Here is a 10966-nt window from a genome sequence, read left to right on the forward strand (position 1 = left end):
TCCGTACAATCGCCTCCCGCAACTCCACCTTCCGCGCGTGGTAATCCGGTACGGACCCCGAGCCCCGGCGCGATAGGCTCGGTGCAGACTTTTCGAGGTAGATCCACGTTGTAGTTGATCCACGCGGTGGTCGATCCACGTGGTCCAGGTACGAGACAGGGAGCGGGTGCGCGCGGTGTCCGGTGGAGAGGTGGCCGGGATCCTGGTGGCCGTCTTCTGGGCGATCCTGGTCTCCTTCCTCGCGGTGGCTCTCGTGAGGCTGGCCCAGACGCTCAAGGCGACCACCAAGCTCGTGGCGGACGTGACCGACCAGGCCGTCCCGCTGCTCGCCGACGCCTCCGCGGCCGTACGCTCCGCGCAGACCCAGATCGACCGGGTCGACGCGATCGCCTCCGACGTCCAGGAGGTCACGTCCAACGCCTCCGCACTGTCCACCACGGTCGCTTCCACCTTCGGCGGCCCGCTGGTCAAGGTCGCGGCCTTCGGCTACGGCGTGCGCCGGGCGCTGGCCGGCCGCAAGGCGGACGTGCCCGTGAAGGAGCCCAGGCGTACGGTGATCGTGGGCCGGACCGTCCCCGCCGCACGTCGGAAGAACCGGGGAAAGTAGGAGCCAGGCCATATGTTCCGCCGTACGTTCTGGTTCACCACCGGTGTCGCCGCCGGAGTGTGGGCCACCACCAAGGTCAACCGCAAACTGAAGCAGCTGACCCCCGAGAGCCTCGCCGCCACCGCCGCGAACAAGGCCCTGGAGACCGGGCACCGGATCAAGGACCGGGCGGTCGGCTTCGCGCTCGACGTCCGCGACAACATGGCCCAGCGGGAGGAAGAGCTGGGCGACGCGCTGGGCATCAACGCGAATCCCGAGCTCCCCGCGCCCCGGCGGCTCGCCGCCATCGAGAACCGCAGCAACCCGAAGTACGCCGATGACAGGACGACGTACTCGTACAACCGGAATGAGGACCACTGATGGAGTCGGCTGAGATCCGCCGCCGCTGGCTGAGCTTCTACGAGGAGCGCGGGCACACCGTCGTCCCTTCGGCGTCGCTCATCGCGGACGACCCGACTCTGCTCCTCGTCCCCGCCGGCATGGTGCCCTTCAAGCCCTACTTCCTCGGTGAGGTCAAGCCGCCGTGGGCGCGCGCCACCAGCGTGCAGAAGTGCGTGCGCACCCCCGACATCGAAGAGGTCGGCAAGACCACCCGGCACGGCACCTTCTTCCAGATGTGCGGCAACTTCTCCTTCGGCGACTACTTCAAGGAAGGCGCCATCAAGTACGCCTGGGAGCTGCTCACCACGCCCCAGGACAAGGGTGGTTACGGCCTGGAGCCGGACCGGCTGTGGATCACCGTCTACAAGGACGACGACGAGGCCGAGCGCATCTGGCACGAGGTCATCGGTGTGCCCAAGGAGCGCATCCAGCGCCTCGGCATGAAGGACAACTACTGGTCCATGGGCGTCCCCGGCCCGTGCGGACCGTGTTCCGAGATCAACTACGACCGCGGCCCGGAGTTCGGCGTCGAGGGCGGCCCCGCCGTCAACGACGAGCGGTACGTGGAGATCTGGAACCTCGTCTTCATGCAGTACGAGCGCGGCGAGGGCATCGGCAAGGACAACTTCGAGATCCTCGGCGAGCTGCCCAGCAAGAACATCGACACGGGCCTCGGCCTGGAGCGTCTCGCCATGATTCTGCAGGGCGTGCAGAACATGTACGAGATCGACACCTCGATGGCCGTCATCAAGAAGGCCACCGAGCTGACCGGGGTCCACTACGGCGCGGCCCACGCCTCGGACGTCTCGCTGCGCGTGGTCACCGACCACATGCGCACCTCCGTGATGCTCATCGGCGACGGCGTCACCCCCGGCAACGAGGGCCGCGGCTACGTGCTGCGCCGCATCATGCGCCGCGCCATCCGCAACATGCGCCTGCTCGGCGCCACCGGTCCGGTCGTTCTCGACCTGATCGACACCGTGATCCGGATGATGGGCCAGCAGTACCCCGAACTGGTCACCGACCGCGAGCGCATCGAGAAGGTCGCCGTCGCCGAGGAGAACGCCTTCCTCAAGACGCTGAAGGCCGGCACGAACATCCTCGACACCGCCGTCACCGAGACCAAGGAGTCCGGCGGCTCGGTGCTGGCCGGCGACAAGGCGTTCCTGCTCCACGACACCTGGGGCTTCCCGATCGACCTCACCCTCGAAATGGCCGCCGAGCAGGGCCTCTCGGTGGACGAGGAGGGCTTCCGCCGCCTGATGAAGGAGCAGCGGGAGCGCGCCAAGGCCGATGCCCAGGCCAAGAAGACCGGGCACGCCGGGGCCGGCGCCTACCGTGAGATCGCCGACAAGACCGGCGAGACCGACTTCATCGGTTACTCCGACACCGAGGGCGAGACCACGATCGTCGGCATCCTCGTCGACGGTGTCTCCTCCCCGGCCGCCGGCGAGGGTGACGAGGTCGAGATCGTCCTGGACCGCACCCCGTTCTACGCCGAGGGCGGCGGCCAGATCGGCGACACCGGGCGGATCAAGGTCGACTCCGGTGCCGTCATCGAGATCCGCGACACCCAGAAGCCGGTCCCGGGCGTCTACGTCCACAAGGGCGTCGTCCAGGTCGGCGAGGTGACGGTGGGAGCCAAGGCCCACGCCTCGATCGACTCCCGGCGCCGGACCGCCATCGCCCGCGCCCACTCGGCCACCCACCTCACCCACCAGGCGCTGCGCGACGCCCTCGGCCCGACGGCCGCCCAGGCCGGTTCCGAGAACCAGCCCGGTCGCTTCCGCTTCGACTTCGGCTCCCCGTCCGCCGTCCCGACGGCCGTGATGACCGACGTCGAGCAGAAGATCAACGAGGTGCTCGCCCGTGACCTCGACGTGCGCGCCGACATCATGGGCATCGACGAGGCCAAGAAGCAGGGCGCCATCGCCGAGTTCGGCGAGAAGTACGGCGAGCGGGTCCGCGTGGTGACCATCGGCGACTTCTCCAAGGAGCTGTGCGGCGGCACGCACGTCCACAACACCTCCCAGCTGGGCCTGGTGAAGCTGCTCGGCGAGTCCTCGATCGGCTCGGGTGTGCGCCGTATCGAGGCCCTCGTCGGCGTCGACGCCTACAACTTCCTCGCCCGTGAGCACACGGTCGTCGCCCAGCTCCAGGAGCTGATCAAGGGCCGTCCGGAGGAGCTCCCGGAGAAGGTCTCCGCCATGCTCGGCAAGCTGAAGGACGCCGAGAAGGAGATCGAGAAGTTCCGCGCGGAGAAGGTGCTGCAGGCCGCCGGCGGTCTCGTCGAGTCCGCCAAGGACGTCCGCGGCATCGCCGTCGTCACCGGGCAGGTCCCGGACGGCACCACCCCGGACGACCTGCGCAAGCTGGTCCTCGACGTGCGCGGCCGCATCCAGGGCGGACGGGCCGCGGTCGTGGCCCTGTTCACGGTCAACAACGGCAAGCCGCTCACGGTCATCGCCACCAACGACGCCGCCCGTGACCGCGGCCTCAAGGCCGGTGACCTGGTCCGCACCGCCGCCAAGACCCTCGGCGGGGGCGGTGGCGGCAAGCCGGACGTCGCCCAGGGCGGCGGCCAGAACCCGGCCGCGGTCGGCGAGGCCATCGACGCCGTCGAACGCCTCGTGACCGAGACCGCCAAGTAAGGAAACGGTCGGAAATGCGCAGAGGACGTCGACTCGCGATCGACGTCGGGGACGCCCGGATCGGGGTCGCCTCGTGCGACCCCGACGGGATCCTCGCGACCCCGGTCGAGACGGTCCCCGGCCGGGACATCCCGGCGGCCCACCGCAGGCTGCGGCAGCTGGTCGAGGAGTACGAACCGGTCGAGGTCGTCGTCGGTCTCCCGCGCTCCCTCAAGGGAGGCGAGGGCCCGGCCGCCGTCAAGGTCAGGGCCTTCGTCCAGGAACTCGCCAAGGGCATCCAGCCGGTGCCGGTCCGGCTGGTCGACGAGCGGATGACGACGGTAACGGCCAGTCAGGGGCTGCGCGCTTCTGGAGTGAAGAGCAAGAAAGGCCGCTCGGTCATCGATCAGGCCGCGGCGGTCATCATCCTTCAGCAGGCACTGGAATCCGAACGGGTGTCAGGTAAACCACCCGGCGAGGGCGTCGAAGTAGTCATCTGATCGCGATACGGTAACGTTCCGCGCGATGCGATGGTTTTCGAACAGCCACCGCACAGCAAGAGGCGGAACGGTCGGTCGGCCCACCAGCCGCGTGACGCGCCGCCTCGCGGCTCTAGGGGATCGATGACTGAGTATGGCCGGGGCCCAGGCTCCGAACCGTGGCACCCGGAGGACCCGTTGTACGGGGACGACGGGTGGGGAGGACAGCAGGCCCACGTGGGTCAGCAGTCCCCCTACGGCGGCCAGCCGCAGCACTACCCGCAGCAGTCGCAGCAGGAGCAGTACGGCGACTGGGGCCAGCACCCGCAGGCCGGGTACGACCAGCAGCAGTATGCGTACTACGACGAACAGGGCCAACTCCAGTACGCCGACGGACACGGCGGGCACGCCCACGGGCAGGGGCAGCAGCAGTACGACCAGCAGTACGTCGGCCATGCGCCGCAGCAGTACCACCAGGGCACCTGGGACGCGACCGGCACCCACGGCCACGTCCCCTACGCCGCCGACCCGGGCGACCCCTACGGCCAGCAGCCCGTGGCCTACGGCGCCGAGCAGCCCGACTTCTACGGCACCGAGGACGCCTACCCGCCCCCGGAGCCGCCCGGCCGCCGGCGCCCCGAGCCGGAACCGCAGCCGGAGCCGGCCGTCGAGGAGGAGGAAGAGCAGCACCCCTTCTTCACGGGCGCCGACGACGATGACGACGACGGGGACGACGACCCGAAAGGGCGCCGCGGTGGTGGCCGCGGCAAGGACGCCAAAGGTGGCAAGGGCGCCAAGAAGCGCCGCAGCGGCTGCGCCTGCCTGGTGGTCTGCCTGGTCTTCGGCGGCGGTGCGGCCACCGTCGGCTATTTCGGCTGGCACTTCTACCAAAATCGTTTCGGCGCGGCCCCGGACTACGCGGGCGGCGGCACCGGCGAGACCGTGACCGTCCAGATCCCCAAGGGCGCGGGCGGATACGAGATCGGCCGCCGGCTGAAGGAAGCCGGTGTCGTCAAGAGCGTCGACGCGTTCGTCCACGCGCAGTCGCAGAACTCGAAGGGCGACACGATCCAGGCGGGCGCCTACACCCTCAAGAAGGAGATGTCCGCCGCCAGCTGCGTGCTGCTGATGCTCGACCCGAAGAGCCAGGCCAATGTGGTGGTCACCCCGGGTGAGCGTGCGGCGGCCGTCTATGTGGCCCTGGACAAGAAACTCGGCCTTTCCGCCGGCTCCTCCAAGAAGATCGCCAAGGCCGAGTACAAGAACCTCGGCCTGCCGAGCTACGCGAACTCCAACAGCAAGATCATGGATCCGCTGGAAGGATTCCTCTACCCGGGTACCTATCCCGCGGCCAAGGGCATGAAGCCCGACGCGATCCTGAAACAGATGGTCGCCGCGGCCAAGGAGCAGTACGCCGGCTACGACCTGGAGGCGGAGGCCAAGAAGTACGACCTGGACAGCCCGCTGCAGGTCATCACCGTCGCGAGCCTCGTCCAGGCCGAAGGAAAGACACACGACGACTTCCGCAAGATGGCGGAAGTGATCTACAACCGTCTCAAGGCCACGAACACCGAGACGAACCAGAAGCTGCAATTCGACTCGACCTTCAACTACCTGAAGGGCACCAGCAACATCCACATCAGCGAGTCGGAGATCAACAGCAACCGGGACCCGTACAACACGTACACCCAGAAGGGGCTTCCGCCCGGTCCGATCGGCAACCCGGGCGAGGACGCGCTGAAGGCGGCACTGAACCCGACCGACGACGGCTGGATCTATTTCGTGGCGACCGACGGCCAGAACAACACCGAATTCGCGAAGACCTACGCGGAATTCCAGCAGCTCAAGGAAAAATTCAATGCCAACTCGGGCAACTGACGCCCGCCGGGCCGCCGTGCTCGGTAAGCCCATCGCCCACTCCCTCTCCCCGGTGCTGCACCGGGCCGCGTACGACGAACTCGGCCTCACCGACTGGTCGTACGAGCGCTTCGAGGTCGACGAGGCCGCACTGCCCGGCTTCCTCGGGACGCTGGGACCGGAGTGGGCGGGGCTGTCGCTGACCATGCCGCTGAAGCGGGCGGTCATCCCGCTGGTCGACGAGATCAGCGAGACGGCCGCCTCGGTCGACGCGGTCAACACCGTCGTCCTCACCGAGGACGGCCGACGCCTCGGCGACAACACCGACATCCCGGGCATGGTCGCCGCGCTCCGCGAGCACGGCATCGAACAGGTCGGCTCCGCCGCGATCCTCGGCGCCGGCGCCACCGCCTCCTCCGCCCTGGCCGCCCTGGCCCGGATCTGCACCGGCGAGGTCGTCGCCTACGTCCGCAGCGAGGAGCGCGCCGCCGAGATGCGGCACTGGGGGGAGCGGCTCGACGTCGAGGTCCGCACCGCCGACTGGGCCGACGCCGAGCAGGCCCTGCACGCCCCGCTGGTGATCGCCACCACCCCCGCCGGCACCACCGACGCCCTCGCCGCCGCCGTACCGGAGCGCCCCACCACCCTCTTCGACGTCCTCTACCACCCCTGGCCCACCGCCCTGGCCGCCCGCTGGTCCATGTTCGGAGGCGCCGTCGTCAGCGGCCTCGACCTCCTGGTGCACCAGGCCGTGCTCCAGGTCGAACAGATGACCGGCCGCGCCCCGGCGCCGCTGGACGCCATGCGGCGGGCCGGGGAGAAGGCGCTCGCCGAGCGCTGACCTGACAGATCCGCGTCCGTCTGCTGGACCGGGGACCGGGTCCAGGGCCCGGACGTGGGAGGATCGGACATGACGGACCGGGGACCGCGCACCCGGTCGGCCGTCGCCGTACGCGAGGACGCGCGTACGCAGGGCAGTACCGGGGCGCGAGCACTGAGGAGCATCGTTGAGCAGGCTGCGTTGGCTGACCGCGGGGGAGTCCCACGGTCCCGCACTTGTCGCGACGCTGGAGGGCCTTCCCGCCGGCGTGCCGATCACGACCGAGATGGTCGCCGACCACCTGGCGCGGCGGCGGCTCGGCTATGGCCGCGGTGCGCGCATGAAGTTCGAGCGTGACGAGGTCACCTTCCTCGGCGGTGTCCGGCACGGCCTCACCCTCGGCTCCCCGGTCGCGATCATGGTGGGCAACACCGAGTGGCCCAAGTGGGAGCAGGTCATGGCGGCCGACCCGGTCGACCCGGAGATCCTCGCCGGGCTGGCCCGCAACGCCCCGCTGACCCGGCCCCGTCCCGGCCACGCCGACCTGGCCGGTATGCAGAAGTACGGCTTCGACGAGGCCCGGCCGGTCCTGGAGCGGGCCTCCGCCCGGGAGACCGCGGCCCGCGTGGCGCTGGGCGCCGTCGCCCGGTCGTACCTGAAGGAGACGGCGGGCATCGAGATCGTCTCGCACGTGGTCGAGCTGTGCTCGGTGAAGGCCCCGGCAGGCGTCTACCCCACCCCGGCCGACGTCGAGAGGCTGGACGCCGACCCGCTGCGCTGCCTGGACGCGGACGCGTCGAAGGCGATGGTCGCGGAGGTCGACCAGGCCCACAAGGACGGCGACACCCTCGGCGGTGTGGTGGAGGTCCTGGCCTACGGCGTCCCCGTCGGTCTCGGCTCGCACGTCCACTGGGACCGCAAGCTGGACGCCCGGCTCGCCGGGGCCCTGATGGGCATCCAGGCGATCAAGGGCGTCGAGATCGGCGACGGGTTCGAGCTGGCCCGGGTGCCCGGCTCCCAGGCGCACGACGAGATCGTCGGCACGCCGGAGGGCATCCGCCGGGTCTCCGGCCGGGCCGGCGGCACCGAGGGCGGCCTCTCCACCGGTGAGCTGCTGCGGGTGCGGGCCGCGATGAAGCCGATCGCGACCGTGCCGCGGGCTCTGCAGACCGTGGACGTGGCGACCGGCGAGGCCACCCAGGCCCACCACCAGCGCTCGGACGTCTCGGCTGTGCCGGCGGCCGGGATCGTGGCCGAGGCGATGGTCGCGCTCGTCCTGGCGGACGCGGTCGCGGAGAAGTTCGGCGGCGACTCGGTCCCCGAGACCCGGCGGAACGTCCGGTCGTACCTCGAGAACCTGGCCATCCGGTGACCAGCGCGCCGAGGGTGGTGCTGGTCGGGCCGATGGGTGTGGGCAAGTCCACGGTCGGGGAGCTGCTCGCCGAGCGGCTCGGGGTCGGCTACCGGGACACCGACGACGACATCGTGGCCGCCGAGGGCCGCACCGTCGCCGACATCTTCGTGGCCGAGGGCGAGCCGGTGTTCCGGGCGATCGAGAAGCGGGCGGTGCGGGCGGCGCTGGCCGAGCACGAGGGCGTCCTCGCGCTCGGCGGGGGCGCGATCCTCGACGCGGAGACCCGTGGTCTGCTCGCCGACTGCCGGGTGGTCTACCTGTCGATGGACGTCGAGGAAGCCGTCAAGCGCACCGGCCTGAACGCGGCCCGGCCGCTGCTCGCCATCAACCCGCGCAAGCAGTGGCGCGAGCTGATGGAGGCGCGGCGGCACCTGTACGAGGAGGTCGCCACGGCCGTCGTGGCGACCGACGGCCGTACGCCCGAAGAGGTCACCCAAGCAGCCCTGGACGCACTGGAGTTGAAGGAAGCATGAGCGAGGCAGTCACCCGGATCCAGGTCGGCGGTACGGCGGGCACCGAGCCGTACGAGGTCCTGGTGGGCCGTCAGCTCCTCGGCGAGCTGGGCGGGTTGATCGGGGACAAGGCGAAGCGGGTGGCCGTGATCCACCCCGAGGCGCTCGCCGAGACCGGCGACGCGCTCCGCGCCGACCTGGCCGGGCAGGGCTACGAGGCCGTCGCCATCCAGGTGCCCAACGCCGAGGAGGCCAAGACCGCCGAGGTCGCCGCCTACTGCTGGAAGGCGCTCGGCCAGTCCGGTTTCACCCGCTCCGACGTGATCGTCGGTGTCGGTGGCGGTGCGACCACGGACCTCGCCGGTTTCGTGGCCGCGACCTGGCTGCGCGGGGTCCGCTGGATCGCCGTCCCGACGACCGTGCTGGCCATGGTCGACGCGGCGGTGGGCGGCAAGACCGGCATCAACACCGCCGAGGGCAAGAACCTGGTCGGCGCCTTCCACCCCCCGGCGGGGGTGCTCTGCGACCTCGCCGCCCTGGACTCGCTCCCCGTCAACGACTACGTCTCCGGGCTCGCCGAGATCATCAAGGCCGGCTTCATCGCCGACCCGGTGATCCTGGAGCTCATCGAGTCCGACCCGGAGGCCGCGCGCACCCCGGCGGGCCCGCACACGGCCGAGCTGATCGAGCGCTCCATCCGGGTGAAGGCGGAGGTCGTCTCCTCCGACCTCAAGGAAGCGGGTCTGCGCGAGATCCTCAACTACGGCCACACGCTCGGCCACGCCATCGAGAAGAACGAGCGCTACAAGTGGCGGCACGGCGCCGCGGTCGCCGTCGGCATGCACTTCGCCGCGGAACTGGGCCGGCTGGCCGGCCGCCTGGACGACGCGACGGCCGACCGCCACCGTACGGTCCTGGAGTCCGTCGGCCTCCCGCTGCACTACCGCTACGACCAGTGGCCCAAGCTGGTCGAGACGATGAAGGTCGACAAGAAGTCCCGCGGCGACCTGCTCCGCTTCATCGTCCTGGACGGCCTCGCCAAGCCGACCGTCCTGGAGGGCCCGGACCCGGCCGTGCTGCTCGCCGCGTACGGCGAGGTCGGGCAGTAGGTCCGCCGCTGTTCCTTCCGCCCGATTCGCCGCGTGGAACGGGCACTTCGGACCGCCCCCGGCCGTTTCACCAAACGACCACCGGGGGCGGTACCGTTCGGTAACGAGCGCAGCCGAACATGACGAGACGGAGTGGCACCGGATGCAGCACGCAGTGGGATCTCCGCTGCCGCCGCCCCATCAGCCGGGGCAGGGACCGACCGGCTGGCAGCCGGCCGCACAGCACCCGGGAGCGCCGCAGGGCCCCGCGCCCGTGCCGCCGCCACCGCCCGCGCCCCCGCAGCCGCCGCTCCCACCGCTTCCCTCGGCCCCGCCGCCGCCCGACACCACGGGCCACGTCCCGCTGCCGCCGGGCGCCCCGGTGGGCATGCCGAGCACGCCCCCCGCCGCCACGGTCCCCGACCCGACGACCACCACCCTGGCCGTCCTCCTGATCGGTCCGGCCGGCGCGGGCAAGACCAGCGTGGCCAAGTACTGGGCCGACCACCGCCGGGTCCCCACCGCCCACATCAGCCTCGACGACGTCCGCGAATGGGTCCGCTCCGGCTTCGCCGACCCCCAGTCCGGGTGGAACGACCACTCCGAGGCCCAGTACCGCCTCGCCCGCCGCACCTGCGGCTTCGCCGCGCGCAACTTCCTCGCCAACGGCATCTCGTGCATCCTCGACGACGCGGTCTTCCCGGACCGCCCGGTCGTCGGCCTCGGCGGCTGGAAGCGCCACGTCGGCCCCGGCCTGCTCCCGGTCGTCCTCCTCCCGGGCCTCGACATCGTCCTGGAGCGCAACGCGGAACGCACGGGCAACCGCCGCCTCACCGACGAGGAGGTGGCCCGCATCCACGGCCGCATGGCCGGCTGGTACGGCTCCGGCCTCCCGATCATCGACAACTCCCAGCTCGACGTCCCCACAACAGCCAGAGTCCTCGACGAGGTCCTGACCCGAGCAATAGCCAGCCCTCCAACCTGGTAACGAGGGCCCACCGGAGAAACCCAGGGGCGCTGGGGGTACCCCCGGCCGAAGGCTGGGGGAGGAACTGCGCGCTCAGCCCCCACCGCCCCGCAGCCGGAACACGACCGGTCTGTCGAGGGGCGCGGGGAACCGCGCGAACGCCCCCACCGGCGGTCAGCCGGAACACGACCGGTCTGTCGAGGGGCGCGGGGAACCGCGCGAACGCCCCCACCGGCGGTCAGCCGGAACACGACCGGTCTGTCGAGGGGCG

Annotated in this window: 10 protein-coding genes; all 10 read left to right on the forward strand. The window is 70.8% G+C overall.

Annotated features, from left to right (window positions below):
• The first annotated feature begins 166 nt into the window (after window positions 1–166).
• The 10 genes from ACZ4UV_RS44215 to ACZ4UV_RS44260 all read left to right on the forward strand — a co-directional run bounded on the left by ACZ4UV_RS44215 (window position 167) and on the right by ACZ4UV_RS44260 (window position 10716).
• A complete protein-coding gene (locus ACZ4UV_RS44215) occupies window positions 167–607 on the forward strand; it encodes a DUF948 domain-containing protein (protein WP_089103241.1) in 441 nt (146 codons plus the stop codon).
• Window positions 608–619: 12 nt separating this feature from the next.
• Entirely contained in the window at window positions 620–967 is a 348-nt protein-coding gene (locus ACZ4UV_RS44220; protein WP_293999699.1) for a hypothetical protein, read from the forward strand.
• Window positions 967–3639: an alanine--tRNA ligase gene (gene alaS / locus ACZ4UV_RS44225; RefSeq protein ID WP_451020281.1), complete on the forward strand. Its 2673-nt coding sequence runs from the start codon at window positions 967–969 to the stop codon at window positions 3637–3639. Before ACZ4UV_RS44220 ends, alaS begins: the two co-directional genes overlap by 1 nt.
• Before the next feature lie 14 nt (window positions 3640–3653).
• Window positions 3654–4118: a Holliday junction resolvase RuvX gene (gene ruvX / locus ACZ4UV_RS44230; RefSeq protein WP_351487751.1), complete on the forward strand. Its 465-nt coding sequence runs from the start codon at window positions 3654–3656 to the stop codon at window positions 4116–4118.
• A 123-nt stretch (window positions 4119–4241) separates the two neighbouring features.
• Complete coding sequence (gene mltG, locus ACZ4UV_RS44235; RefSeq protein ID WP_467846210.1) at window positions 4242–5975, forward strand: endolytic transglycosylase MltG; 1734 nt, start codon at window positions 4242–4244, stop codon at window positions 5973–5975.
• Window positions 5956–6795 carry a shikimate dehydrogenase gene (locus tag ACZ4UV_RS44240; protein ID WP_390048014.1) on the forward strand — a complete coding sequence of 280 codons (840 nt, stop codon included), beginning with the start codon at window positions 5956–5958 and terminating at the stop codon, window positions 6793–6795. The genes mltG and ACZ4UV_RS44240 overlap by 20 nt, the downstream gene beginning before the upstream one ends.
• A gap of 166 nt (window positions 6796–6961) precedes the next feature.
• On the forward strand, window positions 6962–8146 hold the full coding sequence (gene aroC / locus ACZ4UV_RS44245; RefSeq protein ID WP_467846215.1) for a chorismate synthase: 1185 nt from the start codon (window positions 6962–6964) through the stop codon (window positions 8144–8146).
• A gap of 32 nt (window positions 8147–8178) precedes the next feature.
• Window positions 8179–8661 carry a shikimate kinase gene (locus ACZ4UV_RS44250; protein WP_451020288.1) on the forward strand — a complete coding sequence of 161 codons (483 nt, stop codon included), beginning with the start codon at window positions 8179–8181 and terminating at the stop codon, window positions 8659–8661.
• A complete protein-coding gene (aroB, locus tag ACZ4UV_RS44255) occupies window positions 8658–9749 on the forward strand; it encodes a 3-dehydroquinate synthase (protein WP_451020286.1) in 1092 nt (363 codons plus the stop codon). Before ACZ4UV_RS44250 ends, aroB begins: the two co-directional genes overlap by 4 nt.
• Before the next feature lie 142 nt (window positions 9750–9891).
• Window positions 9892–10716, forward strand: a complete 825-nt coding sequence (locus ACZ4UV_RS44260; RefSeq protein WP_390048008.1) for a Pro-rich N-terminal domain-containing protein — start codon at window positions 9892–9894, stop codon at window positions 10714–10716.
• Window positions 10717–10966 lie beyond the last annotated feature (250 nt).

Source organism: Streptomyces sp. NPDC028289 (assembly GCF_055565975.1).

What these genes read in the sequence shown, in the direction of transcription:
- ACZ4UV_RS44250 (WP_451020288.1), top strand. Translation starts at nt 8,179, where the DNA reads ATGGGTGTGGGCAAGTCCACGGTCGGGGAGCTGCTCGCCGAGCGGCTC.
- alaS (WP_451020281.1), top strand. Translation starts at nt 967, where the DNA reads ATGGAGTCGGCTGAGATCCGCCGCCGCTGGCTGAGCTTCTACGAGGAG.
- ACZ4UV_RS44260 (WP_390048008.1), top strand. Translation starts at nt 9,892, where the DNA reads ATGCAGCACGCAGTGGGATCTCCGCTGCCGCCGCCCCATCAGCCGGGG.
- ACZ4UV_RS44240 (WP_390048014.1), top strand. Translation starts at nt 5,956, where the DNA reads ATGCCAACTCGGGCAACTGACGCCCGCCGGGCCGCCGTGCTCGGTAAG.
- mltG (WP_467846210.1), top strand. Translation starts at nt 4,242, where the DNA reads ATGACTGAGTATGGCCGGGGCCCAGGCTCCGAACCGTGGCACCCGGAG.
- ACZ4UV_RS44220 (WP_293999699.1), top strand. Translation starts at nt 620, where the DNA reads ATGTTCCGCCGTACGTTCTGGTTCACCACCGGTGTCGCCGCCGGAGTG.
- ruvX (WP_351487751.1), top strand. Translation starts at nt 3,654, where the DNA reads ATGCGCAGAGGACGTCGACTCGCGATCGACGTCGGGGACGCCCGGATC.
- aroB (WP_451020286.1), top strand. Translation starts at nt 8,658, where the DNA reads ATGAGCGAGGCAGTCACCCGGATCCAGGTCGGCGGTACGGCGGGCACC.